Source organism: Marinobacter iranensis, assembly GCF_029207565.1.
Classification (GTDB): Bacteria; Pseudomonadota; Gammaproteobacteria; order Pseudomonadales; family Oleiphilaceae; genus Marinobacter; species Marinobacter iranensis.
Window position 1 is genome coordinate 168,877 of sequence record NZ_JANCMW010000009.1, and the last position, 23,500, is coordinate 192,376.

The 23,500-nt window shown below is 58.6% G+C and carries 24 protein-coding genes; 19 read left to right on the forward strand and 5 right to left on the reverse strand.

Going from position 1 to position 23,500, the window contains the following annotated elements; genetic code table 11:
- The first annotated feature begins 79 nt into the window (after positions 1-79).
- The 4 genes from NLU14_RS14745 to NLU14_RS14760 all read left to right on the forward strand — a co-directional run bounded on the left by NLU14_RS14745 (position 80) and on the right by NLU14_RS14760 (position 3,442).
- Positions 80-592 (forward strand): Mut7-C RNAse domain-containing protein, encoded by a 513-nt coding sequence (locus tag NLU14_RS14745; protein ID WP_275707786.1) that lies wholly within the window; start codon positions 80-82, stop codon positions 590-592.
- 170 nt (positions 593-762) lie between these two features.
- Complete coding sequence (locus NLU14_RS14750; protein WP_275707788.1) at positions 763-1,815, forward strand: diguanylate cyclase domain-containing protein; 1,053 nt, start codon at positions 763-765, stop codon at positions 1,813-1,815.
- A gap of 76 nt (positions 1,816-1,891) precedes the next feature.
- The gene (locus NLU14_RS14755) at positions 1,892-2,404 is read left to right on the forward strand and encodes a hypothetical protein (RefSeq protein ID WP_275707790.1); all 513 of its coding nucleotides are present in this window, start codon (positions 1,892-1,894) and stop codon (positions 2,402-2,404) included.
- Positions 2,405-2,473: 69 nt separating this feature from the next.
- A complete protein-coding gene (locus tag NLU14_RS14760; protein ID WP_275707792.1) occupies positions 2,474-3,442 on the forward strand; it encodes a surface lipoprotein assembly modifier in 969 nt (322 codons plus the stop codon).
- A 9-nt stretch (positions 3,443-3,451) separates the two neighbouring features.
- Here NLU14_RS14760 and NLU14_RS14765 read toward each other — a convergent pair whose 3' ends face one another.
- The gene (locus NLU14_RS14765; RefSeq protein WP_275707794.1) at positions 3,452-4,786 is read right to left on the reverse strand and encodes a S8 family serine peptidase; all 1,335 of its coding nucleotides are present in this window, start codon (positions 4,784-4,786) and stop codon (positions 3,452-3,454) included.
- A 127-nt stretch (positions 4,787-4,913) separates the two neighbouring features.
- On the opposite strand from NLU14_RS14765, the gene NLU14_RS14770 reads away from it, so the two are divergent.
- The 3 genes from NLU14_RS14770 to NLU14_RS14780 all read left to right on the forward strand — a co-directional run bounded on the left by NLU14_RS14770 (position 4,914) and on the right by NLU14_RS14780 (position 8,118).
- Positions 4,914-5,405, forward strand: coding sequence for an RNA polymerase sigma factor (locus NLU14_RS14770; protein WP_275707795.1), 492 nt, complete (start codon positions 4,914-4,916; stop codon positions 5,403-5,405).
- On the forward strand, positions 5,402-6,127 hold the full coding sequence (locus NLU14_RS14775; protein WP_275707798.1) for an anti-sigma factor: 726 nt from the start codon (positions 5,402-5,404) through the stop codon (positions 6,125-6,127). Before NLU14_RS14770 ends, NLU14_RS14775 begins: the two co-directional genes overlap by 4 nt.
- Before the next feature lie 101 nt (positions 6,128-6,228).
- Positions 6,229-8,118: a monovalent cation:proton antiporter-2 (CPA2) family protein gene (locus tag NLU14_RS14780; protein ID WP_275707799.1), complete on the forward strand. Its 1,890-nt coding sequence runs from the start codon at positions 6,229-6,231 to the stop codon at positions 8,116-8,118.
- Between the two features lie 130 nt (positions 8,119-8,248).
- Here NLU14_RS14780 and NLU14_RS14785 read toward each other — a convergent pair whose 3' ends face one another.
- Positions 8,249-9,151 (reverse strand): LysR family transcriptional regulator, encoded by a 903-nt coding sequence (locus NLU14_RS14785; protein ID WP_275707801.1) that lies wholly within the window; start codon positions 9,149-9,151, stop codon positions 8,249-8,251.
- Between the two features lie 81 nt (positions 9,152-9,232).
- Here NLU14_RS14785 and NLU14_RS14790 point away from each other — a divergent pair, with 81 nt between their 5' ends.
- The 10 genes from NLU14_RS14790 to NLU14_RS14835 all read left to right on the forward strand — a co-directional run bounded on the left by NLU14_RS14790 (position 9,233) and on the right by NLU14_RS14835 (position 20,083).
- Entirely contained in the window at positions 9,233-10,093 is an 861-nt protein-coding gene (locus NLU14_RS14790; RefSeq protein WP_275707803.1) for an MBL fold metallo-hydrolase, read from the forward strand.
- 66 nt (positions 10,094-10,159) lie between these two features.
- The gene (locus tag NLU14_RS14795; RefSeq protein ID WP_275707805.1) at positions 10,160-11,266 is read left to right on the forward strand and encodes a histone deacetylase family protein; all 1,107 of its coding nucleotides are present in this window, start codon (positions 10,160-10,162) and stop codon (positions 11,264-11,266) included.
- A 146-nt stretch (positions 11,267-11,412) separates the two neighbouring features.
- On the forward strand, positions 11,413-11,976 hold the full coding sequence (gene ahpC / locus NLU14_RS14800; protein ID WP_275707807.1) for an alkyl hydroperoxide reductase subunit C: 564 nt from the start codon (positions 11,413-11,415) through the stop codon (positions 11,974-11,976).
- 222 nt (positions 11,977-12,198) lie between these two features.
- Positions 12,199-13,785: an alkyl hydroperoxide reductase subunit F gene (ahpF, locus tag NLU14_RS14805; RefSeq protein ID WP_275707809.1), complete on the forward strand. Its 1,587-nt coding sequence runs from the start codon at positions 12,199-12,201 to the stop codon at positions 13,783-13,785.
- Between the two features lie 200 nt (positions 13,786-13,985).
- Positions 13,986-14,609 carry a transcriptional regulator BetI gene (gene betI, locus NLU14_RS14810; RefSeq protein ID WP_275707811.1) on the forward strand — a complete coding sequence of 208 codons (624 nt, stop codon included), beginning with the start codon at positions 13,986-13,988 and terminating at the stop codon, positions 14,607-14,609.
- A 5-nt stretch (positions 14,610-14,614) separates the two neighbouring features.
- Positions 14,615-16,081 carry a betaine-aldehyde dehydrogenase gene (gene betB / locus NLU14_RS14815; RefSeq protein ID WP_275707813.1) on the forward strand — a complete coding sequence of 489 codons (1,467 nt, stop codon included), beginning with the start codon at positions 14,615-14,617 and terminating at the stop codon, positions 16,079-16,081.
- 21 nt (positions 16,082-16,102) lie between these two features.
- Positions 16,103-17,788 carry a choline dehydrogenase gene (betA, locus tag NLU14_RS14820; protein WP_275707815.1) on the forward strand — a complete coding sequence of 562 codons (1,686 nt, stop codon included), beginning with the start codon at positions 16,103-16,105 and terminating at the stop codon, positions 17,786-17,788.
- A gap of 228 nt (positions 17,789-18,016) precedes the next feature.
- Positions 18,017-19,234, forward strand: coding sequence for a BCCT family transporter (locus NLU14_RS14825; protein WP_275707816.1), 1,218 nt, complete (start codon positions 18,017-18,019; stop codon positions 19,232-19,234).
- Between the two features lie 39 nt (positions 19,235-19,273).
- The gene (locus NLU14_RS14830) at positions 19,274-19,483 is read left to right on the forward strand and encodes an acetyltransferase (RefSeq protein ID WP_275707818.1); all 210 of its coding nucleotides are present in this window, start codon (positions 19,274-19,276) and stop codon (positions 19,481-19,483) included.
- Positions 19,484-19,528: 45 nt separating this feature from the next.
- Positions 19,529-20,083, forward strand: a complete 555-nt coding sequence (locus NLU14_RS14835) for a YgjV family protein (RefSeq protein ID WP_275707820.1) — start codon at positions 19,529-19,531, stop codon at positions 20,081-20,083.
- Here the strand turns inward: NLU14_RS14835 and NLU14_RS14840 are convergent.
- A complete protein-coding gene (locus tag NLU14_RS14840; RefSeq protein ID WP_275707822.1) occupies positions 20,078-21,112 on the reverse strand; it encodes a histone deacetylase family protein in 1,035 nt (344 codons plus the stop codon). The genes NLU14_RS14835 and NLU14_RS14840 overlap by 6 nt on opposite strands.
- 115 nt (positions 21,113-21,227) lie before the next feature.
- Between NLU14_RS14840 and NLU14_RS14845 the strand changes: the two genes are divergently transcribed.
- On the forward strand, positions 21,228-21,788 hold the full coding sequence (locus NLU14_RS14845; RefSeq protein ID WP_275707824.1) for an LOG family protein: 561 nt from the start codon (positions 21,228-21,230) through the stop codon (positions 21,786-21,788).
- Here the strand turns inward: NLU14_RS14845 and NLU14_RS14850 are convergent.
- The gene (locus NLU14_RS14850) at positions 21,758-22,651 is read right to left on the reverse strand and encodes a carbohydrate kinase family protein (protein ID WP_275707826.1); all 894 of its coding nucleotides are present in this window, start codon (positions 22,649-22,651) and stop codon (positions 21,758-21,760) included. The genes NLU14_RS14845 and NLU14_RS14850 overlap by 31 nt on opposite strands.
- Positions 22,652-22,683: 32 nt before the next feature.
- The gene (locus NLU14_RS14855; RefSeq protein ID WP_275707828.1) at positions 22,684-23,040 is read right to left on the reverse strand and encodes a phage integrase N-terminal SAM-like domain-containing protein; all 357 of its coding nucleotides are present in this window, start codon (positions 23,038-23,040) and stop codon (positions 22,684-22,686) included.
- A gap of 4 nt (positions 23,041-23,044) precedes the next feature.
- Here NLU14_RS14855 and NLU14_RS14860 point away from each other — a divergent pair, with 4 nt between their 5' ends.
- Complete coding sequence (locus tag NLU14_RS14860; protein WP_275707830.1) at positions 23,045-23,350, forward strand: tautomerase family protein; 306 nt, start codon at positions 23,045-23,047, stop codon at positions 23,348-23,350.
- Positions 23,351-23,500: the final 150 nt, after the last annotated feature.

Sequence of the window (23,500 nt, forward strand, 5' to 3'; positions counted from 1 at the left end):
CAAACAGCGTCCTTAAACGCTATTTCTGCTGGGATGTGCGCCCTTACGTTCCCAAAGGCTAGGTGGTAGCCAGGATGTTATGAAAGTGATTGAAGGCAGCTTGTGTTCACTGGCACCGCTGCGCTTTCTTTGCGATGAAATGTTGAACGGCCTGGCGCAATGGCTACGGGTTGCCGGCTACGATGCGTCATTGCCCGCCAGGGGCTCGCCAGACAGGCAGTTGGTGGATCAGGCCCGTGTCGAGCAGCGATGGATCGTCACCGCCGATGCGGATCTGCTGGAGTTCGCCTGTGCGCCTTTTTACGTTCTTCATCTGGCGGGCCGGGATGAGCAGGCTCGCCTACGGGAACTGACCCGAAGGCTGGATCTGGATTGGTGCTTCGCCCCGTTCAGCCGTTGTAAGAACTGCAATACGCCGCTTTACCTGGCCAGCGACCGGGAGATCCGGAACTTCCACCCCGGTGTGCCCGAGAATGGCGCCCGGAAGGTGTTGGCATGTTCCACCTGTCGCCAGCTCTATTGGGAAGGAAGCCATGTCCAGCGGATGCGCCTCAGGCTGGAAGCGATGAATTCCTGGCGGGATGCACGTTGACGGGCCATGGTGCCTATGCATAGGGAAAACGTGGTTTGGGTCCACCGCCATACATGAACATTTGTTCACAGTGTCAACCCTGAGTGCTATGTTGAAAGGAAGGATCGTCCTCTTCTACGCTCCGTTTTTGTGGCGTTCGGGAGAAGCCCTTTGTTTGGAGGCTGACGCGTATGGGAACGGAGGGAAACTCTGATCGCGAGGTTATCGCTCGGCTTCGTGAGAACGTCGAGCGGTTGGAATGTCTTGAAACCAGGCTTGAGGCGTTGGAGCAGGAACGCAATGTACTGATAGACAGCAAGAAGCAGCTGTCCAGTCAGCTTGCAAACTACCACCGAAGCCTTAAAGAGTGGGAGTGGTTCTTTGAGCATTCCGTTCAGATGCTCTGCATCGCCGGGATGGATGGCTATTTCAAGCGGGTTAATCCGGCGTTCACAGATACCCTGGGTTACACCCGAGAAGAGTTGATGTCCCGCCCGTTCATTGATTTTGTGCATCCGGACGATGTGAGCATAACGGTCCACGAACTGGAAGGGCTGGGGACCGGTCGCGACAGCATCAGCTTTGAGAATCGTTATCTGGCAAAGGATGGCAGTTGGCGGTGGATCGCCTGGTATTGCCCCGCCATCAGTGATGCCACCACCAAACTGTTTGCCATCGCCCGTGACATCACCGAAGACCGACGCAAGGAAGCGGAGATCCTTTACAAGGCATCCCACGACTCGTTAACGGGTTTGCATAATCGCTCCGCATTCGAGGAAACCCTTGAAGATGCCATGGCCCAGCAGCGTCGGAAGCATAAGGGTGAGGTAGTGCTCTACGTGATCGACATCGACGGTTTCAAGGACGTGAATGACCGATACGGCCACATGACAGGGGATCATTTGCTCCAGGTGATCGCGAACCGGCTTCGGGATATCCAGCGGGCGGGCGAAATGGTCGCGAGAGTGGGAGGCGATGAATTTGCCTTCCTGGTATCTGGAAACATGGAGAATGCCGGCTACTATCCCTATGAGCCGCTTGCCGAACGCATCATTGCCCAGGTAAAAGAGCCGGTGGAGCTGAGCAAGGGGGCGGTTACCGTCGGCTGCAGTGTGGGTGTTGCCACCTTCCCGGGTACTGCCAATGATTTCTGTTCGCTGTTATCCCAGGCCGACAAGGCCATGTATGCCACCAAGAGATCCGGAAGGAACGGTTTCCGTAAGTTTGATCCTTCGCTGGCCTGATATGGAATAAATCCCTTCCTCAACCGTCCTCCTGATGAAAGCCACCCGAAACGGGTAAAAACAGGAGGACGTAACCATGACAAAGCACGTACTGACACTTGCAATCTGTTCCATTCTTTCCACCGGCGCTTTTGCCGCCGAAGGTTCCGGCTCGGTCAACGCCAACGCGCAGGCTGAGACCAACATGAGCGCGGAAGCCAGCACCCGGAACGGTGTTTCCGCGAACGGTGGTGCCTCCGCGAGCGTAGAGGGTAAGGTCAACGGCGAAGCCGCCCGTGACGAAGCTGCCGACCAACGCCAGGTGGTGAGCGAAGAGGTCCGCGGAAGGGCCAGTCAGGCGGTCAGCACCGGTGTTGAAACCGGCCAGAAAGTGCAAGCAACCGCTGATGCCACGGCGGAGACTACTCGTGATGAGGCTGGTGAAAAACGCCAACAGGCACGGGAGCGCATGAACGAGGCCCGAAATGCCGAGATCAGGGCTGAAACCAGTCAGCAAATCGGCACGTCTGTTTCTGAAAGCGTCAGGAGTGAAGTGCAGAACACCGTCAAGGGGACCGTGAAAGGTGCCGGCAGCGGCGGCCTGCTATAACCACTCCTTCAGACTCGCCGGGCCTTATGGCCCGGCTTTCTTTTGGACGCCCAACTTAAAGGAGCAGACATGCAGTTGATTCCACGCATTTTGACCTTGCCGCTGGCCATTGGCCTGGCGTCACCAGCATTAACAGTTCAGGCGCAGGAGAAGGCTTCGGCGAACGGTTACCTTGAAGGCGGTTACGAGCACGACAGCAACGTGACCGTGGACGAATTGAACACGTCCGCCGATGAGAGCGATCAGGCCTGGGTTTTCGACGCCGGTCTTGAGGGTATCCTGAAACCCACCGAGCGGTTAAACGTGACGCTCGGTTATTCGCTCTCGGGTAGACGATACCAGAACCTCGGTGAGTTCGATCAGGACATTCACCTGTTGTCGGCCGATGTCAGCTATGACGTCGATCCGGTCACCGTTGGCACCAGCTATTATTATTCCCACGCAACCCTGGGGTCTGACCCGTTCCTCGATTTCCGGCGCGCCAGTGTCTACCTGGGCAGCCTGCTCGGGGAGGACGTTTATCTGCGGGGCAGCCTGCAGGACAAGCGCAAGGCGTTCGATGACAGTGATGCGCGGGATGCCGAGATACAGGGCGCCAGTCTGGATGCATTTTTCTTTTTCAACCAGGCTCAGAGCCACTTCTTACTCGGCCTCGACGGTGATCGCGAAGATGCGGAGGCAAGCGCCTATGACAACGACCTGCTTCGGGTTCGGGCAGCGTTGGTGCATCGGTTTACCCTGGCAGGTGAGGATAACCGGCTGCGGTTTGGCTGGCGCTACGAGGACAGGGAGTATGAGGAGGTGACCGTAACGAGTTCCAGCCCACTTCTGAATGATCCTCTGGCCGGAGACCTTAGCGAACGTTCGACCAATGAGCGGGCGGACAGAGCGTGGATTCTGGAGGCAAGCTGGCGGATCGGACTCAACAAAGTGTTCAGTGTTGAGCCCAGTGTTTCCTGGGGCCAGTACACCTCGAACGTGGATTCCGCGGACTACGACAAGACGGTGGCCGGGGTGACACTCAGGGCGGATTTCTGAATCCCGCAGTCAGAAATCCAGAAAGCCATGACCAAAACGGGTGTCCCGGCCAGGCCTGCCAAGATCCGTCGCTTCGTTAATAAGGGTTTCAACCGCCTTGTCTTCCGAAAATTCGGTGCGTCGGCAGGCTAGCGCTGCGGCAACCACCGGAGACGCCAGCGAGGTACCGCTGTCTGCAACCATGCCGGCATCAGGGTGTGCTACCGGGACAGCTACTCCGTTGCTGGCAAACATCACCTGCTCACCCCGATTGGCCCAACGGTAGAGCTTCCCGGACCTGTCAGCCGCCGTTACACCGATCACATCGGTGTAGGCAGCCGGATATAACGGCGAAACAGAGGGTCCTTGATTGCCCACCGCTGCAACCAGCAGCATGCCGCGTTTCCTCAGGCGGGTCACAGCCGCGGCGAGAAGCTGGTTGTCCGGGCCTGTCAGGCTGATGTTGATAACGGATAAATCCTGACCGGCCAGCCAGTTCAGGCCTTCCAGCAAATGTCCAAGTGTGGCTCCAGAGAGAGTACGATCTCGGTCATAGAACACGGAGGCATTGAAAATCGTTGCCTCCGGCAGCCGTGCGGGCCATCGACCGGGGCTTTTGCCTACCAGCAGGCTGGCAACGGCCGTGCCGTGAACCGTAGGCTCAGTCAGTGTCCCATCCATTTCCGCGAATGCCAGAAAACGCTCCTGCACAATTTGTGCGTCGCCAAATACCGGATGGTCTTTGGCAATTGAAGAATCCACCATTCCAATGCGAACCGGTGCAGTGCAGAGACTGCGCCACTGCGGCATTCCGGTCTCGGGGATGGGCTCTGTGGCGCCCGTTTGTGGCGTGTAGATATGGTTTCGGTCCAGCCGATCCGTGAGCTTCGGAAGGGCGGCCTGTAAGGCTTTATGGGAATCCAGCTCGGCCGCGACCTGGAACCGTACCACGGTCATTCCCAGGCCGGTTAGCTCGCGGCGCTCCAGAACCGTGATCCCGGGCCGGTCTAGGCTGGCGAGTTCCGCAGCCGTACCGGTTACCAACCACTGACTTTCCACAGCCCGGAAACCGTCGTCCAGTTGGATATCATTGAACGCTTTCTGTCCCTGGCGCGTGAGGATGGGAAGAACCGATGGTAACTCCGTGAGCCGTTCCTTGAGTTCGGTGCCTTGCGCGCTGACCTGTTTCTCAAGGCGGCGGTTCATGGCCTGCTCCACCATGCGCTGTGTCTGCTGCTCGACCTGGCGGGTTATCGGGTTTACCTGACCGCTGGTTACATCCCCCACACCGAGGGGTAAGGCCGGCGCAGAAAGCGTGCAAAGTGCGATAACAGGGAACAACTGTCTCGTGAAAAAAGGTTTCATCGTGCCCGTCCGACTATAGATGCGTTTCATACGATACAACGGCCCGGCGGAAAAAAAATTCCTTGGTTCATGGAATAAATCGGTTTCCCGACCGTTTTACCGATAACACCTTTGGAAATTGAAGGCTATGCAAGAGGAAATCACCGAATTATTACCAAGGCTCCGACGATTTGCCTACTCGTTGACGGGCTCCCTGTCAGACGCCGACGACCTGCTGCAGAATACGGTGGAGCGTTTGTTGACCCGGGACAGGCCGGACGACGCCGATCTTACCAAATGGGCATTCCGGGTTTGCCGTAATGTCTGGATAGACGAGTGTCGTGCGCGCAAGGTTCGGCGGGAAGCGGCGGAACACCCGGAGTTGACGGATGGCCAGGTGATCAATGGCGAGCACCAGACCACCAAGGAGATCGAATGGCACCGGGTGGACGCTGCGATGGCACGGTTGCCACAGGATCAGCGCCAGATCATATCCCTGGTGGCGATCCAGGGCATGCCCTACAAGATCGTGGCTGAGATCCTGCAGGTGCCCAAGGGTACGGTGATGAGCCGACTGGCCCGAGCCAGAGCGGCACTAAGTGAGGCCTTGGCGCCTGTAACCATGAGGACCGATTCATGAACATGACTGACGAAACCCTGTCGGCTTTCCTCGATAACGAATTGACCGACGCGGAGATGGAAGCGGTTCGGGACCAACTGGAGAAGGATCCAGCGCTGGCAGATCGACTGGCCGAGATGGCTTCGGTGGATGCGGAGCTGCAGGCGCATTACGGCTCTATTGATGATCATCCCATGCCGGCATCGATCACCCAAATGCTGGAGGAACAGGCTTCCCGGAGCGCCGTGCCCGCGCAGGACAACGTGGTTACGTTTCCGTGGTGGCGCAGGCTGTCCGGGCACACGGGTAAAGCCATCGCTGCCGCCATCATCGCAGGGGTGGCGTTGACGCAATGGCTGACGGTGGCGACGGACAGCGATCCGGTGTCGCCAGCGGTGGCGAACGTCCTGGATAGCCAGCCTAGCGGTGAGGTTTACCAGGTTAATGTCCAAACGAGCTTGACGCCGAGACTGACGTTCCAAAGCCAGGCCGGCCAATGGTGCCGTCAATTCCGTCTGGAGACTGAAGCCTCCGCGTCGGAGCACATCGCCTGCCGCACCGGCGCGGGTTCCTGGGAACAGGTGGCCGCTGCGGAAGCAGAGTCCTCCCCAGCGCCTGATGAATACCAGGCGGCGAGCGGCGGGAGCGTGCTCGACCAGGAACTGGACCGGATGATGGTCGCTCCCCCAATCGGGCCCAAGGAAGAGCGTGAGTTGCTTGAACGGAAGTGGAGGCGCAATTAACAACCTTGCGTCCCAGCGGTTTGCCGTTCCAGTGGATGGAAACACGGAAGAATCCAGCTAGTATCATGGTGTTTATCCTTCGCTGACCTGACGGAGCCGCAATGACCGAATACTTTATCCAGGCGTTTATCTATCTGACCGCCGCTGTTATTGCGGTGCCATTGGCGAAACGCCTGGGATTGGGATCGGTATTGGGGTATCTGGTGGCCGGTGTGGTGATTGGGCCTGTGACCGGGCTGGTAGGCCAGGAAACCGCTACCATCCAACACTTCGCCGAGTTTGGCGTGGTGATGATGCTGTTCCTGGTGGGTATGGAGCTGGACCCGAAATCCCTCTGGGCCATGCGCGTGCGTCTGTTGGGGCTGGGTGGCCTGCAAGTGCTGCTGACCTCTGGCGCTGGTATGGCCATCGCCTGGTGGTTGGGGTTGCCCTGGCAAACCACCATTGCGGTGGGCCTGATCTTTTCCCTGTCATCCACCGCCATTGTCCTGCAAACCCTCAATGAGAAGGGGCTCAGCAAGACAGAGGGCGGCCGTAGCACCTTCTCTGTGTTGTTGTTCCAGGATATCGCCGTTATTCCAATGCTGGCCGTCATTCCCCTGCTGGCGGTGACCGGCCTGGCGGCGGTTGGCGCGTCCGAAGTTGATTCCCACAGCAGTTTCAGCCTGGTGGCAGACCTGCCGGGTTGGGCCCACGCACTGGTCGTGATCAGCGCGGTGGCCACGGTGATCGTTGGTGGTCATTACCTCAGTCGACCGCTGTTCCGTTACGTGGTGCAGTCCGGTATGCGCGAGGTGTTTACCGCCACGGCACTGATGCTGGTGATTGGTATTGCCGCGTTGATGAGTGTGGTCAATCTGTCGCCGGCCCTCGGAGCTTTCCTGGCGGGTGTGGTGCTGGCTAACAGTGAATTCCGCCATGAACTCGAGGCCAATATCGAACCCTTCAAGGGGCTGCTGCTGGGGCTGTTCTTTATCACCGTGGGTGCGGGTATCAATTTCGAGGTGCTGGCGGCACAGTGGGGCACGGTTCTGGCCCTGGGGCTGGCGGTGATTGTGGTGAAGGCCGCCGTGCTGTTGATTCTGGCGTTGCTGTTCGGGTTGCGAGGCCGGGATGGCTGGCTGTTTACCCTGGGCCTGGCCCAGGCTGGTGAATTCGGCTTTGTGCTGTTGACCTACAGTATGCAAAACCGGGTTATCCCGGCGGACATCGCCCAGGTACTGGCCCTGGTGGTGGCGTTGTCGATGTTCCTCACACCGTTATTGTTCATCGCCTATGACCGGCTGGTTCTGCCGCGATACCGTGAGGCCCGGAATGAGCAGCGGGAAGCGGATACCATCGAGGAACAGGCCCCGGTAATCATTGCCGGCGTTGGTCGCTTCGGGCAGATCGTGTGCCGGCTGCTGCGGGCCAGCAAGGTTCCCATTGTGGCTATGGACCTGGCCCTGGATCAGATCGAAAACCTGCGCCGGATCAACATCAAGAGCTATTTTGGCGATGCCAGCCGCATGGGGCTGCTGGAAACTGCGGGCATTGCCAATGCGCGCCTGCTGGTAGTGGCTATCGACGACCGGGAACGGGCGGTTGCGCTGGTGCAGCACGTCAAGCAACACTATCCGGGTGTCTGGGTGCTGGCGCGGGCCTACGACCGGGGCCACGGCTATGATTTGCGCCAGGCCGGCGCCGATGATGTGGTCAGCGAAACCTACCATTCCGCCCTGGAGCTGGGCGGCCATGCCCTGACTGCATTTGGTGTGCACCCGTTGCGGGCGAGGCAGATGACCTGGGCCTTTATCAACAATGAAAAAGCCCATGAAGACGAGCTCTTTGAAGCCTGGAAAGACATTGAAGAGGGCATCCGTTTCAGCCCCCGTTACAGCGAATTGTTCATGAAGCTGGAAGACACTCTCAGCCACGTCATGCAGCAGGACTGGCAGCCTCCCAGTCGTGAGGAGGTGCCCTTGTGGTCGCCTCCAAAAGCCGATGAGTGATCCTCAGGATGGTTAACCTGAACCTGCGCTGGAATTTGCGATTCCCCTGATTCTGTTCCCACTGCTGAGGCATCTGGTGTGGCTGAGCGTGGCGGATGCCGCCAGCGCGTCCTACATTGCTACCGCTACCTCATGGATTTTCTGCCAGTTGTCTGACCTGGCTGCGCAACCAACGATGTCTGGCTGAGGAATGATGCTGCTGGTGCCAGAGCTGGTGGATCTCCAGCTCTGGCAAAGGTATTGGTGAGGGGCAGTGATCGAACCCGCTGAGCAGGTTGTTGCTTAGCCTCGCAGGCAGTGTGGCAACCAGAGGCGCCTGTGACATCAGGCTGGCAACCGCATCAAAGCTGGCAACGATCAGTGCGGTGTCCCGCTGGAGTTTGCGGCTTGCCAGGTAACTGTCGATGTCGCTGTGGCCGTTGGCGCTGAATCCCACCCGGATGTGCCGGGCGCGCAGGTAACGTTCGAGGCTGTCGGGCCTGGGCTGTCCGTGCTGGAAGAAACACACCATTTCGTCGCTGAACAGGCGTTGCTGATGCAGTTCGCTGGTATCCCGGGTCAATAGAGGGGAAAGCACCAGGTCCACCTGATGGCGATGCAGCGCCGGAAGAATGTCGTCCCGGCTTCCCAGTGGCAGCAACTGCAACTGGCAACGGGGAGCTGCTTTCTGCAGCACGGTCAGCAACGGCTTTACCAGCACTTCCCTTTCATAGTCGTTGCAGGCAATGACGAAGCGGCCTGTGTCTTCTGCAGGACGGTAGTCGGGTTGCGTGGCGATCTCGGCCAGCTCCTGCAGAATCCGGCGCGCCCTCGGGGCCAGGGTATGGCCTTGCTCTGTGGCGACAATACCCCGGCCACGGCGGGTGAACAGGCGGCTTCCGGTCAGCTGGTTCAGGCGCTCCAGGTTATGACTGATATTGGATTGGGTAAGGCCCAGGCTGTCCGCTGCTGCCGTCACGGAACCGGTGTCGTACACCGCCAGGAACTGGCGAAGCAAACGGCCGTCGAGGGCCAAATAATCAATGCTGTTCATGTTTTGTATGCTAAATAATGTATGTATTGCATAAGATAGCACTCCTACACTGTTCCCTCATCAAACAAAGGAGCAGTGATCATGTTGAAATCATTCATTCTGGGCTTTTCCCTGTTGGTCAGCAGTGCAGGTACTCTGGCGCAGGCGCTGGACCTGGATGTCCTCAGGGCCGATGAAAACAGCTTTTACGCGGGCTCGGTACTGGTCAGTGGTGAAACCGAGGCGGTCCTGATTGACGCCCAGTTCACGCGCGCCAACGCCCACAGGCTGGTGGCCAGGATTCTTGATAGCGGCAAGACCCTGACTGCGATCTACATCAGCCACGGGGATCCAGACTACTACTTCGGCCTGGAAACCATTCAGGAGGCGTTTCCGGATGTGGCGATCTACGCATCCGAGCCGACACTGGCGCATATCCGCAAAACCAGTGAGCAAAAGCTGGCGTACTGGGGGCCGAAACTGGGGGCCAACGCACCGGAAGCCCTGGTGATGCCCGAACCGTTGCCGGGCGATACGCTGACTGTCGACGGCAAGGTGCTGGAAGTAAAAGGCCTGGACGGGCCGTCACCAGAGCGCAGTTTTGTGTGGATTCCAAGCCTCAAGGCTGTGGTAGGGGGTGTGGTGCTCTACAACGATGTACACCTGTGGTTGGCGGATTCAGCCACCACTGAGGAGCGCCAGGAATGGCTGGATATCGTTGACCGCATCAGCGCCCTGGAACCGGAAGTTGTGGTGGCGGGCCACGCCATGCCAGCAGCGGCCACAGACATTTCGGCCGTTAATTTCACCCGCGACTACCTGACCACCTTTAATCGCGAACTGGTGGACCATCAACAATCCGATACCCTTATCGAGAGAATGGAAGAGCTCTACCCCGCGGCCGGCCTGGACATTGCCCTGGAGTTAGGCGCCAAAGTTACGCTTGGTGAGATGAGCTGGTAAGCGGCGTTGTGATTTGCCCCGATAAGGCTATGATTGTCGTAGAGCTCCAGCGAGGAGGGCATAGCCTTGGTACAGCAAAGGGACGTCACTGTCTTTTACGATGAGCGGGTGTTGGCTCACCATCCCGATACCAACATGAATTTTTTACCTGGCCGCCTGGACAAGCGGGTGCGGTCGATTCTCTCGGGGCTCAACGTGCAGTGGAAGTACCCGGAGCATCCTGGCCGCATTACCGCCATCATGGAACTGCTGGCGCGGGAACCGATCCCCGGTGTGCGGATCGAGGCTGGCAAGGCGGCCACGCTGGACCAGTTGAGCCGGGTTCACACCACCTCCTTCCTGGATGACATTTTCTCCCTGCGAAATGAAAGCGCTTGGCTGGATGTGGATACCACGGCGGTTTCGCCGGGCAGTGTCGAAGCCGCCGAAGTGGCGGCCGGCACAGCCATCGCCGCCGTGGAAGCGGTGGTCGAGGGCCGCACTGGCAGCGCCTTTGCGGTGGTCAGGCCGCCAGGGCACCATGCCGAGCCAGTACGGGCGCGGGGGTTCTGCCTGTTCAATAACGTCGCTGTTGCCGCAGCCCATGCGCAGGCGGAACTGGGCTGCAAACGGGTGTTGATCGTCGACTGGGATGCCCACCACGGCAACGGCACCCAGGACATCTTCTGGGCTGACCCGGACACCATGTTTTTCGATATTCATCGGGCGGCGCCATTCTACCCCGGCAGTGGTGCATTAACAGACATAGGTGCCGGCCTGGGCGAGGGCACCACCATTAATGTGCCTATGCCCGGTGGCGCTGGTGATGTGGCCTATCTGAAGGCCATGCGTGAGATCCTGGTACCGGCTGCCGACTACTTCAAGCCGGACCTGATATTGGTCTCCGCAGGTTTTGACGCACACTGGTTCGACCTGGCGCTCAATGTGTCCTACGATGGCTTTGCGGCCATGACAGGGATTGTGCAGCAAATCGCGGACAAACACTGCAATGGCCGGCTGGCCATGGTCCTGGAGGGGGGTTACAATACCGAATCATTGTCTCATGGCGTACACGCGGTGCTCCAGGCGCTGGCCGGTGGCGCGTTGACGGAGCCAAGGGTCTGCGGCATGGAGGAAGTGGACACCGCGATAGAATTTCACAAGGGCGCCTTCGAGCCCGATAACACGGATTAGTCTTTTCCTATTACCTTCCTAAAAATAAAATAGCTGTTCCCTATCGAACAACTAAAAACAATCAATTTGAATGTCTTTGATCGAATCAATATATTGGTTCGCTCAAGTTAGCCAATGCCTAAATTAACCAACTGGAGACTTCTCTTATGGGTATGATTAACAGTGAAATTAAGCCGTTCAACGCAACCGCCTTCAAACAGGGTGAGTTCGTTGAGATTTCCGAAGCCGACGTAAAAGGCAAATGGTCTGTCTTTTTCTTCTACCCGGCGGACTTCACTTTCGTATGTCCGACTGAACTGGGCGACGTTGCCGACAAGTACGAAGAACTGCAGAAGCTGGGCGTGGAAGTGTTCTCCGTGTCCACCGACACTCACTTCACTCACAAGGCGTGGCACAGCAGCTCCGAGACCATCGGCAAGATCAACTACTTCATGGTCGGCGACCAGAACGGCACCATCACCAACAACTTCGGTGTGATGCGTGAAGGCCAGGGCCTGGCAGACCGCGCTACCTTCCTGATCGACCCGGATGGCGTTATCCAGGCAATGGAAATCACTGCCGAAGGTATCGGCCGTGACGCGGACGACCTGCTGCGCAAGGTAAAAGCAGCCCAGTACGTTCGCAACCATCCTGGCGAAGTGTGCCCGGCCAAGTGGAAAGAAGGCGAAGCGACCCTGACTCCGTCACTGGACCTGGTTGGCAAGATCTAAGTTTCCTTTCACAGTGAAACTTGTACTAAGGCCCGCTCCGCGGGCCTTAGTTGTTTCTATCCGGTTGATTTATCGAATCGAATAGCAAAGGCCTATCAAATACTTTAGATCAATTAATTTGAGCTCTTCCTGGCCAGTCCGTATCGTTCTCATATATTCGATTCACGACTCAACCTGAGTTCGCACATTCAGTTTTACGATATCAAAAGGGGAACAGAGAGCATGTTGGATGCCAGTATCAAGGAGCAGTTGAAAGCCTACATGGAAAAGCTGCAGCAGCCGATCGAGCTGGTTGCGGCCTATGACGACAGCGACAAATCCCAGGAGCTGAAGCAGTTGCTGGACGAGATCGAGCCTATGTCGGACAAGATCAGCCAGCGCACGGAAGAATCCCGGAATGTGCGCCGCCCCTCGTTCGCCATCAATCGAATCGGCAGCGACATCGGCGTGCGCTTTGCTGGTATTCCCATGGGCCACGAGTTCACCTCCCTGGTATTGGCGCTGCTGCAGGTGGGTGGCCACCCGCCCAAGGCCAGCCAGGAAGTGATTGATCAGGTGAAAGACCTGGACGGCGAGTTCGAGTTTGAAACCTACTTCTCCCTGTCGTGCCAGAACTGCCCGGATGTGGTCCAGGCCCTGAACCTGATGAGCGTTCTCAACCCGAAGATCAAACACACCGCCATCGACGGTGCCCTGTTCCAGGATGAGGTGGAGCAGCGTGAAGTCATGGCCGTGCCCAGCGTTTATCTCAACGGCAAGCCGTTCGGCCAAGGTCGCATGACCCTGGAGCAGATCATCGCCAAGGTGGACACTGGCGCTGAAGCCCGCGAAGCCGAGAAGCTCAAGCACAAGGACCCGTTCGAGGTGCTGGTGATCGGCGGTGGCCCGGCCGGTTCTTCCGCTGCCATCTATGCGGCGCGCAAGGGCATTTCCACCGGTATCGCCGCTGAGCGTTTTGGTGGCCAGGTGGCAGACACCATGGGCATCGAGAACCTGATTTCCGTGCCCTACACCGAAGGCCCCAAGCTGGTGGCGGCCATGGAGCAGCACGTCAAGGAATACGATGTGGACATCATGAACCTGCAGCGTGCCGAGAAGCTGATCCCGGCGGCCCGCAAGGGTGGTCTGCACGAAGTGCGCCTGGCCAATGGCGCTTCCCTGAAAGGCCGCACTGTCGTCCTGTCCACCGGTGCCCGCTGGCGCCAGTTGGGCGTGCCCGGTGAAGAGGAATATCGCAACAAGGGCGTGGCCTACTGCCCGCACTGTGACGGCCCGCTGTTCAAGGGCAAGCGCGTGGCGGTTGTCGGCGGAGGCAACTCCGGCGTGGAAGCGGCCATCGACCTGGCTGGCATCGTCGGCCACGTGACCCTGCTGGAATTCGCTTCCGAAATGAAAGCGGACGACGTGTTGCAGAAGAAACTTCGCAGCCTGAAGAACGTCGAGATACTGACCTCCGCCCAGACCACTGAAGTAACCGGTGAGGGTGGCAAGGTGAACGGGCTGCAGTACACCGACCGCACTACCGGAGAAAGCCATCATGTGTCGCTGGAAGGCGTGTTCGTCCAGATCGGCCTGATTCCGAACACCGAGTGGCTGAAGGGAGACATCGAACTGAGCCAACACGGTGAGATCATCGTCGACGAGCGCGGCGAAACCTCCATTCCGGGCGTCTTTTCCGCGGGTGACGTTACCACCGTGCCCTACAAGCAGATCGTGATCTCCATGGGCGAAGGCTCCAAGGCTGCCCTGAGCGCGTTCGATTTCCTGATTCGAAACTCCGTTGATGAGAGCGACGAAGAGGCGGCCTGAACCTCCGCCTGATATCAGGTTCACACACGGCTGACCCCTAACCAGTTCGTGTTTTCCAGCCCCGCCGTCCGGTTTCCGGATAGCGGGGCTTTTTTATGGGCATGCTCAGGCCAACCAGATCGGGTTGAACAGGCCGATTACTTTCTGTACACTTTATTTTAATTGAACGTTCAATTAATAAAGGTCGAGTCCAGAACGCGATGCCGATTGTTGGAGTAAAAGACACCCGAAAGCAGCAACTGATCGATGCCACCATGGCGTCCATTGCCGAGTTGGGCCTGCAGAACACCACCATCATCTCCATCAGCCGCCGTGCCGGTATGTCATCCGGCATCATCAGCCACTACTTCGGTGGCAAGCAGGGGCTGATCGAGGCGGCATTGCGTTATCTGCTGGACCAGCTTGGCAAGGAACTACGAGAACGGATGGCGCGCACGGACGGCTCTCCGGAGCAGCGCCTGCAGTGCATCGTGGAAGCCAACTTTTCCGAGTTCCAGCGCACCGACCTGGCGGCAAAAACCTGGCTCAGCTTCTGGGCCCGCTCCATGCACGAGCCCGGTTTACAGCGCCTGCAGCAGATCAACAATGCCCGGCTGTACAGCAACCTGCGGTATTCCTTCGCCCAGCGCCTGCCGAAACAGGCCGCCACCGAAGCCGCCCGCCAGATGGCCGCGATGATTGACGGATTCTGGCTGCGCAGTGCTTTGGGCACGGACCCACAGGAAGGCTTTGCCGCCGCGGAAACGCTGTGTAAGCGATTCGCATTGAACGCGCTCAACCCGTCGACGCTTAATCAGACAACGAATTCACCAGCTCAGGTTTGAACCCCATGACAGCATTGCCCCGTTATCAGAACTTCATCAACGGCCAACCCATGGCCAACACCTCCGGCGAAACCTTCCCGGTGGTTAACCCGGCCACGGGCCAGGTGATCTATGAAATGGAAATCGCCGATGAAGCCGTCCAAAAGGCCGCTATGGAAAGCGCCAAGGCTGGTTTCAAGGTCTGGTCCGCCATGACCGGCGCCCAGCGCGGCCGTATCCTGCAGCGTGCCGTGGCGTTGCTGCGGGAGCGCAACGATGAACTGGCGGCACTGGAAGTGAAGGACACCGGCAAACCCTGGCAGGAAGCCCAGGTGGTGGATGTGGTAACCGGTGCTGACACGCTTGAATTCTTTGCTGGCCTGGCTGCCTCGGTTGAAGGCAACCAGCAGGATTTGGGTGGCGACTTCTACTACACCCGTCGTGAACCGCTGGGTGTCTGTGCCGGCATCGGTGCCTGGAACTACCCGTTGCAGATCGCCTGCTGGAAGTCCGCCCCAGCCCTGGCGACCGGCAACAGCATGATCTTCAAGCCCTCGGAGGAAACCCCCATGGGGGCCCTTAAGCTGGCGGAGATCTTCGCGGAAGCCGGCGTACCGGCTGGCGTGTTCAACGTGGTTCAGGGTGCGGGCGACGTAGGCGCCTGGCTGACTCACCATCCGGACATCGCCAAGGTCTCATTCACCGGGGAAGTGGGCACCGGCAAGAAGGTGATGACGGCAGCGGCCTCTACCCTGAAAGACGTCACCATGGAGTTGGGTGGTAAATCACCGCTGATTATTTTCGACGATGCGGATATCGACAACGCGGTATCGGCCGCCATGCTGGGCAATTTCTACACCCAGGGTGAGGTCTGCACCAATGGCACCCGTGTGTTTGTCCATCAAGACATCTATTCCGAGTTCATGGACCGGTTGCTGGAGCGCACCCTGAACAACATCCGCATGGGTGACCCGACTGATCCGGACATCAATTTCGGCGCACTGATCTCTCGGAAGCATCAGCAATTGGTACTGGACTATATCGAAAAGGGCGTCGCCGAAGGCGCCACCCTCAGCCACGGTGGCAAGGCCGCAAAACCGGCGTCTGCCCCCGGTGGTTACTTCGTGGAGCCCACGATTTTCACCGATTGCACCGACGACATGACCATCTGTCGCGAGGAGATCTTCGGCCCGGTGATGTCGGTGCTGATCTTCTCGGATGAAGACGAAGTGATCGACCGGGCCAACAACACCGACACCGGCCTGGCTGCCGGCGTGTTCACCAACGATATTCGCCGTGCCCACCGGGTGATTCACCGCATCCAGGCCGGCATTTGCTGGATCAACAGTTACGGAGCCTCGCCGGCGGAAATGCCGGTGGGTGGCTACAAGCTATCCGGTGTTGGCCGTGAAAACGGCCGCGTCACACTCGACCACTACACCCAACTGAAGGCGGTGTATGTGGGAATGGAGGATATAGACAGCCCTTTCTAAGTGGGCAGCTTGGAGTTGCGTATGAAAGAAGCCAATTACGATTACATCATTGTAGGGGCGGGGTCTGCCGGCTGTGTGCTGGCCAACCGGCTTACCGAGGATGGCCGCCACCGGGTGCTGCTGCTGGAAACCGGCGGCAGCGACAAGAGCATTTTTATCCAGATGCCCACGGCGTTGTCCATCCCCATGAACACCAAAAAATACGCTTGGCAGTTCGAGACCGAGCCGGAACCCTACCTGGATAACCGCCGCATGCACTGCCCCCGGGGCAAGGTGCTGGGCGGTTCCTCCTCCATCAACGGTATGGTCTACGTGCGCGGCCACGCCCGTGATTTCGACGAATGGCAGCAACAGGGCGCCGAGGGCTGGGACTATCGCCACTGCCTGCCCTATTTCAAGAAGGCGGAAACCTGGGCCTTTGGTGGTGATGAGTACCGGGGCGACCAGGGCCCGCTGGGCGTAAACAACGGCAACAACATGCAAAACCCGCTCTACAAGGCCTTTGTGGATGCGGGTGTGGATGCCGGTTATTTCGCCACGGAGGATTACAACGGCGCGCGCCAGGAAGGCTTTGGCGCTATGCACATGACCGTCAAGAATGGCCGCCGCTGGTCCACCGCCAACGCCTACCTGCGCCCCGCCATGTCTCGCGACAACCTGACCGTGGTGACTCACGCGCTGGTTCATAAGGTGCTGCTGGAGGGCAAACAGGCCACCGGCGTGCGCTATGAAAAAGACGGCAAGCTGGTGGATGTGACCGCTTCGGAGGAAGTGCTCCTGTGTGCCGGTTCCATTGGCTCTCCCCATTTGTTGCAGCTCTCCGGCATTGGCAACCGTGAAGTGCTGGAACAGGCGGATATCCCGGTCAACCATGAATTGCCCGGTGTCGGCGGCAACCTGCAGGACCACCTGGAATTCTACTTTCAGTTCCGCTGCACGCAGCCGGTGTCCCTGAATGGCAAGCTCGACTGGTGGAACAAGCTCAAGATTGGTGTTCGCTGGCTGCTGAAGAAAGACGGCCTGGGCGCCACCAACCACTTCGAGTCCTGTGGGTTTATCCGCTCCAAGGCGGGCGTTGAGTGGCCGGACCTGCAGTATCACTTCCTGCCGGCGGCCATGCGCTATGACGGCAAGGAAGCCTTCGATGGTGACGGTTTCCAGCTGCATATTGGCCACAACAAACCCAAGAGCCGGGGTTCGGTGTACGTGCAGTCAGACGACCCGCGCCAGCCGCCGCGTATCCAGTTCAATTACCTGCAGCACGAGGATGACCGCGAAGGTTTCCGTGACTGCGTGCGCCTGACCCGGGAGATTGTTAACCAGCCCGCCATGGACAAGTACCGCGGGCCCGAAATCCAGCCCGGTGACCACGTGCAGAGCGACGAGGAAATCGACGCCTTTGTCCGCCAGGCGGTGGAAAGCGCCTACCACCCATCCTGCACCTGCAAGATGGGTGTGGACGACCAGGCCGTGGTAGGCCCGGATACCCGGGTTCATGGCCTCACCGGCCTGCGGGTGGTGGATTCGTCCATCTTCCCCACCATTCCCAACGGCAACCTCAATGCCCCCACCATCATGGTGGCGGAGCGTGCCGCTGACCTTATTCGTGGCCTGGAGCCACTGAATCCGTCCGATGCCCCCGTGGCAATGGATGAGCAATGGCAGGATCGCCAGCGCCCCGGAGGGGCCAGACGCGAGATCGCCTGAGAGGTACCCCCGGCGGTGCAACGGCCGCCGGTTGTTATGCAAACCATCAGGACTTACCTATCGCCGCTGCGGCTGCGGTAACCGCGCCGTCCTGAGCGCGCGATAGTTAAGTGTTGACCCGTCAACGCGGGGGTTTGTGTCCGATTCGAATGAACACGTGCTTCAAAGTAGAGGAGGAACACCCATGTTGTCCGATATAATAACGATTCCCTGCAGCCGGAGGTGTGTATGACACTCTGGTTATCCACAGGCCTGATTTTTACCTTCGCGGCCATCGCGCTGATCCTGTTTAAATGGTGGGACCTGAAAGTCATCGGCGTGACGCCGGTACGCACTTTCACATTCATCGCCATCCTGTTTACCTCCGGCCTGGATGTCGGCCTGATCATGTTTCCGCTGACGGAATTCGCCGGCTACGGCAACCTGGCAGAGAGCCCGGAATACGGCTTCGCCAACCCGCTGGCCATTGAGTTTGGCTTCTGGGCCTTCCTGATCTGGGGCTTCTATTTCCTCACCTGCTTCTATTTCTGCGTGATTGAGCCGCGGGTGAAGTTTTTCGATATTCCGCTGGTGAGAGTGGTTAACAACGTGGTGATCATCGGCACCTGTGCCTTTACCGCCTTCCTGTTGCTGGTCAACCTGCCCTGGTACCTTCCGGAAATCGGTGACGGTGAAACGGTCGTTCCCACCTTCTACCTGATCGTCTTTGCAGCGATTGCGGCGGCGGTCTATTCCAGCAGTAAGATCAAATACGTGCGCATACTCAGCCTGGGTTCCAGCTGGTTGTTTATTGCGTTGATTGCGGTGATGTGGGGCCGTGCCTTCCTGACCGGCAACGGCAGTGTGGGGGACTTTTTTGGCACCGCAGGCCTGATTGGTGAGTACTTCACCAACCTGCACCACTTCATGTTGCCGCTGAACGACTACCACGAGTTTTACCTGTTCTGGTGGTTCGCCTGGAGCATCATGATCGGCCAGTTCACCGCCCGCTTTGTCAGCGGCCTGCGCACCTGGCAGCTGATGATCGCCATGCTGGTGTTTCCGTCCATCGCTATCGGCACCTGGTTCTCGGTGCTGTACCACTACCACGCCGAGGGCCTGGAGATTGCCGCATTTATCAACATTGCGATGATCACGGTGGGCATACTGATGGTGATCAACTCGCTGGATTCGCTGATCCGGCTCTACACCGACAACCTGAACCTGACCGCCAGACGGCTGGGCCAGGGTAAATACTACTTTGGCAACCTGATTGCCATGTGTGGGCTGACCATGCTGTTCCAGCTGGATTTCCTGCGCATCCAATGGGTGGGTGCACTGGTTATCGCGTTGTACTTCAGCTGTTTCGTCTACATTGTAATGAAGCGTCGCTCCGAGGTGATGGGCATTGAAGGTTCACCCAAAGAGAATACACTCGACTTCAGGAAGATTGAGTTAGCGAGCTAGATTGCTTCATACACCATCAGGGAAACCCGGGAGGGCCTTATGTTTCTCGCCGAAAAGTCGACAGGTCACATGATCGAGGTACTGGATACCAAGGCGCTGTTCGATCCCAATGAATCCACGGTCAAGGGCAGCCTGCACTTCGGTGAGGAGGCCCAGGACCCAGAGGCATTCGAGAAGGCCGGCCTGAACTTCCCGTCCGGGGAATCCCTACCCCTGTGCTGGACAGATCCGGATTATCGCAGGCGGTGATCCGGATTCATTCTGACCATTGCACATCAAGCGTGACGGCTCATCATGCTTGAGGGCATGAGCTATACCGACATGGCGGGCCAGGTGGTCAGCCTGGTTGCACTGGGTTTCTGCATTGTTGGCTTTGCCAGCAAGCGGGATGATCGCCTGATGGTGCTGCTGATTTCCGCAAACGTGGCCTTCGCCCTGCAGTTCGCCCTGTTTGGCAGCTGGACGGCGGCGGTGTTGAGTTTGCTGGTGATCGGCCGCATCATTCTGGCCCGTCGCTACCTTGGCAACTGGCAGGTGATGCTGGCGGTGCTGGCAGTGAACCTGATGGCGGCCGCGCTGACCTGGCGTAGCCCGGTAGACTTTTTCGCCATTGCTGCCGCTATGTTCGGCACCGTGGGCATGTTCATGTTGCGTGGCATTCCCATGCGGCTGACGCTGGCAGCGGCAGCCGTTTGCTGGATGCTGAACAACATACTCATAGGCTCAGTGGGCGGCACGCTGGCGGAGGGCATGGTAGTGGTCACCAATTTCATCACCATCTTCCGGCTTGCCCGGATGAAACGCCGTTACCCCGAGGCTTTCGCCAAACTGAACGAGCCCGGTTCATAGCCGGGTGCGTTCAAAGCCCTTCAGCACGTTCACCACGTTCACGCCGATGGCGTCCACATCGTACCCACCTTCCATGGTAAACAGGGTGGGCAGGTTCAGTTTCCCAATCCGTTCCCCCATCAGCAGGTAATCCGCTGATGTCAGCTTGAAGAAAGAAATCGGATCATCCTCAAAGGTGTCCACACCCAGGGCGATCACCAGGGCGTCTGGTTGATAGGCTTCTATCCTGGCACAGGCGGTTTCCAGCCCCTCGCGCCAGATGGAAAAGGGCGTACCGGGCGGATAGACGATGTTCAGGTTGAAGCCCTCGCCGGCGCCGTCCCCAGTCTCATCCTCAAACCCCAGGAAGTGGGGAAACACCAGGTCCGGGTCGCCGTGCAGGCTGATGGTCATGACGTCGTCGCGCTGGTAGAAAATGGCCTGGGTGCCGTTGCCATGATGGAAGTCCACGTCCAGTATCGCCACGCGTCTGGCGCCCTGGTCGCGAAAGGCCTGGGCGGACAGCGCGGCGTTGTTGAAGAAACAGTAACCACCGAACAGGTCAGCGTGGGCGTGGTGACCCGGTGGGCGGCACAGCGCAAAGGCGGCCGCTTCACCGTTGGCCACCAGTGCCTGTGCGGTGAGCGCGACGTTTGCAGAGGCACAGGCGGCGTCCCAGGTGCCTTCGGTGATGGAGGTTTCGGCGGCAAAGCTGTAGTAGCCCAGGCGGCCATCAATGTCTTTCGGCACCCGGTGTCGCATGCCGCGGCCGGGCCAGACCGCGGGAATGGCCTCTCCGGGTTTGCCCTCGGCGGTCCAGTCCGCCCAGCTTGTCTTGAGGAAGTCCACGTAGTCTCGAGTATGCACCCGGAGCACCGGGGCCAGGCCAAAATCCCGGGGTGGCAGCACCTCTCCCAATTGTTCCTGTTTGACCCGGCCCAGTATGGTTTCCGCCCGTGACGGCTTTTCGTGGGGCTCGATCAGAATGCCGCCGTCCAGCTCAGTCATCGCCGTGCGGCGGTTGTGCAGTGGTGAAAATACGGTCTTCATGGGAACGGAGCCCTTGTTGAAATCAGTGAATCAGGCAGCTTTTGAGTCCCTGGCCGGCGTCTGACAGTATATTATCCATTAGATCAAACCACGAACCCTGATACAGGAATCCGTCATGAAAATCGCTGTTTTCTGTGGCTCCAGCCGGGGCAATGACGAACGTTATGCCGACGCCGCCAGAGCGTTCGGGCAGTATATGGCAAGCCTGGGCATGGGCCTGGTATTTGGCGGCGGCAAGGTAGGCCTGATGGGCGTGGTTGCCGATGCGGTACTGGCTGGTGACGGTGAGGTCTACGGGGTAATCCCCGAATCCCTGCGCGACCGCGAACTCGCCCACCAGGGCCTGACCCGGCTGGATGTGGTGGGCTCGATGCACGAGCGCAAGGCACTGATGGCGGACATGGCCGATGCCTTCGTGGCACTGCCCGGTGGGCCGGGCACCATGGATGAAATCTTCGAAGCCTGGACCTGGGGCCAGCTTGGTTACCACAACAAACCCTGCGCCTTCTACAACGTCGACGGCTACTACGATGAACTCCTGGCCTTTATCCGCAAGATGTCCGGTGCCGGGTTCCTGAAACCGGAGTACGCCGACATGGTGATTGTGGAACAACAGCCCGACGCACTGGTAACCGCCCTGAAAAACTACCAGCCGCCGGTGCGCAAATGGTCTTGAAGCCACTGAAGGCTCAGGTTTTCCACCGCCAGTGACCGCGAGGTAACGCAGAGTGCACCGCAGGCGGCCCCGAGTTGCAGGCACGTTTGCAGGTTCTCGCCTTCAAGGTAACCACACAGAAAGCCACTGAAGAACGCATCCCCGGCGCCGTTGGTATCTTTTACCTGACTGACCGGAAACGCTGGCTGTTCCAGCCATTCCCCGTCCCTGCTCAACAGCGTGGCGCCGGCACTGCCGTGGGTGCAAACCACCAACTCCTTGCCGTTGTCGATCACCCTTTCCATAAAGTCGCGATAGTCCGGCAGGTTGTCACTGGACAGGAAAATCACATCGGCAGCATCGATAAAGGGCTGATGGTGGGGATTATGGCCGTCGTAATCGTGCAGGTCTGTCCACACCGGTTTGGCCGCGTTCCTGGCCAGTGCCAAAGCCGGCTTCGCATAGCCCAGAATATTGACCACCACCAGCGCACAGTCCTCCATGGCGGAGATGGTAGGTGCCCAGTCAACCGCTACCGGCTCTGCGGGCGGCTGAACGAACAGCGAAACCCGGCCGCCGTGAGGATCCATCAGGTTCACATGCTGCTCGGTTGGGGTGTCGGTTGTTTCAACCAACAACTTGATGTCCGGGTGGTCAAGCGCGGTGCGAACCAGGCTCGCCTCCGTGTCCCGCCCGAGAAGTGTGTGCAGTATTACCCGACGTCCCAGGGCAGACAGGTTCAGCGCCTTGCCGGCACCTGTGCTACCCACGGCTCTGTAGCTCTCATTGGGCCAGATCGTCCGCGGGACGGGCTGTGGTAGGGAATCAAGTTGGATAATGGTATCCAGCGACGTGCCGCCGATAATCACGATAGGTTTGTTCATGAGGCTGGCCTCGGTAGGAAGATCAGATAATCCTACCCGGTGTAGAAACGGCAAGGCTCCTCCTTGCCGCTACGCCCCTGGAGGATCAGCCTCCAGCGCAGGATGAAAACCGTCACGTGTTTGTCCCCTCTTCGGGGCTTTTTTGAGCGAATGACTGTACCGACATCGCCCAGCGGCTTATCCAGGACCTTGTCATATAAAAATACCAGAGAATTCAGGGCCTGAGTCTGTGTTGCTGCAGCAACATTGCGATGCACTGCTAGCCACGTGAGAAACTCATTAACGTCCCGCGGCCCCATTGTCAGGGGATGCTTCATTTCGTGAAAGCGTATGAAATAGCGAATCCAGTACCAGTAAGTCTTTTCAGTACGGATGCTGTAATGATTCACCCGAATGACCGCGCGCACCTGGTCACGCAGGCGGGCTCATCGTTTTATCCCGATGGATGCCGAGGATTTTTATTACCCAGGTGGCAGAACTCCAGCCTACACTGCCATCGAGATCAACATGATGCAGGGGCGGGCTCCCGATACCCAAAAAGCTCTGATCAAGGAGCTTTTCGACAAGATTGAGTCTGTGGTTGGCATATCTCCTGTGGATATGGAAGTGACAATTAAGGAGCAACCTGCCCATTGTTGGGGATTTCGGGGCATGACTGGAGACGAGGCACGTGACCTCAAGTACTCAGTCAATGTGTAACAAATCGCTCAAGTACGTTCCCGGCCTAACGGCCGTCCACCGGACGTCCCTGACGGGCCGCCGCTTAGCTTTGCGTGTGTGCCGGGCATGGCACAGAACTAGGGAGGTGAAAGTCCTCCTGCCAGGTGTTCGCAGAGCCGAAGGCTAGGA

Bases quoted from the DNA above. Each gene is read 5' to 3' on its own strand.
- NLU14_RS14745 (WP_275707786.1), top strand. From the start codon at position 80: ATGAAAGTGATTGAAGGCAGCTTGTGTTCACTGGCACCGCTGCGCTTT.
- NLU14_RS14750 (WP_275707788.1), top strand. From the start codon at position 763: ATGGGAACGGAGGGAAACTCTGATCGCGAGGTTATCGCTCGGCTTCGT.
- NLU14_RS14755 (WP_275707790.1), top strand. From the start codon at position 1,892: ATGACAAAGCACGTACTGACACTTGCAATCTGTTCCATTCTTTCCACC.
- NLU14_RS14760 (WP_275707792.1), top strand. From the start codon at position 2,474: ATGCAGTTGATTCCACGCATTTTGACCTTGCCGCTGGCCATTGGCCTG.
- NLU14_RS14765 (WP_275707794.1), bottom strand. From the start codon at position 4,786: ATGAAACCTTTTTTCACGAGACAGTTGTTCCCTGTTATCGCACTTTGC.
- NLU14_RS14770 (WP_275707795.1), top strand. From the start codon at position 4,914: ATGCAAGAGGAAATCACCGAATTATTACCAAGGCTCCGACGATTTGCC.
- NLU14_RS14775 (WP_275707798.1), top strand. From the start codon at position 5,402: ATGAACATGACTGACGAAACCCTGTCGGCTTTCCTCGATAACGAATTG.
- NLU14_RS14780 (WP_275707799.1), top strand. From the start codon at position 6,229: ATGACCGAATACTTTATCCAGGCGTTTATCTATCTGACCGCCGCTGTT.
- NLU14_RS14785 (WP_275707801.1), bottom strand. From the start codon at position 9,151: ATGAACAGCATTGATTATTTGGCCCTCGACGGCCGTTTGCTTCGCCAG.
- NLU14_RS14790 (WP_275707803.1), top strand. From the start codon at position 9,233: ATGTTGAAATCATTCATTCTGGGCTTTTCCCTGTTGGTCAGCAGTGCA.
- ahpC (WP_275707807.1), top strand. From the start codon at position 11,413: ATGGGTATGATTAACAGTGAAATTAAGCCGTTCAACGCAACCGCCTTC.
- ahpF (WP_275707809.1), top strand. From the start codon at position 12,199: ATGTTGGATGCCAGTATCAAGGAGCAGTTGAAAGCCTACATGGAAAAG.
- betI (WP_275707811.1), top strand. From the start codon at position 13,986: ATGCCGATTGTTGGAGTAAAAGACACCCGAAAGCAGCAACTGATCGAT.
- betB (WP_275707813.1), top strand. From the start codon at position 14,615: ATGACAGCATTGCCCCGTTATCAGAACTTCATCAACGGCCAACCCATG.
- betA (WP_275707815.1), top strand. From the start codon at position 16,103: ATGAAAGAAGCCAATTACGATTACATCATTGTAGGGGCGGGGTCTGCC.
- NLU14_RS14825 (WP_275707816.1), top strand. From the start codon at position 18,017: ATGACACTCTGGTTATCCACAGGCCTGATTTTTACCTTCGCGGCCATC.
- NLU14_RS14830 (WP_275707818.1), top strand. From the start codon at position 19,274: ATGTTTCTCGCCGAAAAGTCGACAGGTCACATGATCGAGGTACTGGAT.
- NLU14_RS14835 (WP_275707820.1), top strand. From the start codon at position 19,529: ATGCTTGAGGGCATGAGCTATACCGACATGGCGGGCCAGGTGGTCAGC.
- NLU14_RS14840 (WP_275707822.1), bottom strand. From the start codon at position 21,112: ATGAAGACCGTATTTTCACCACTGCACAACCGCCGCACGGCGATGACT.
- NLU14_RS14845 (WP_275707824.1), top strand. From the start codon at position 21,228: ATGAAAATCGCTGTTTTCTGTGGCTCCAGCCGGGGCAATGACGAACGT.
- NLU14_RS14850 (WP_275707826.1), bottom strand. From the start codon at position 22,651: ATGAACAAACCTATCGTGATTATCGGCGGCACGTCGCTGGATACCATT.
- NLU14_RS14860 (WP_275707830.1), top strand. From the start codon at position 23,045: ATGACCGCGCGCACCTGGTCACGCAGGCGGGCTCATCGTTTTATCCCG.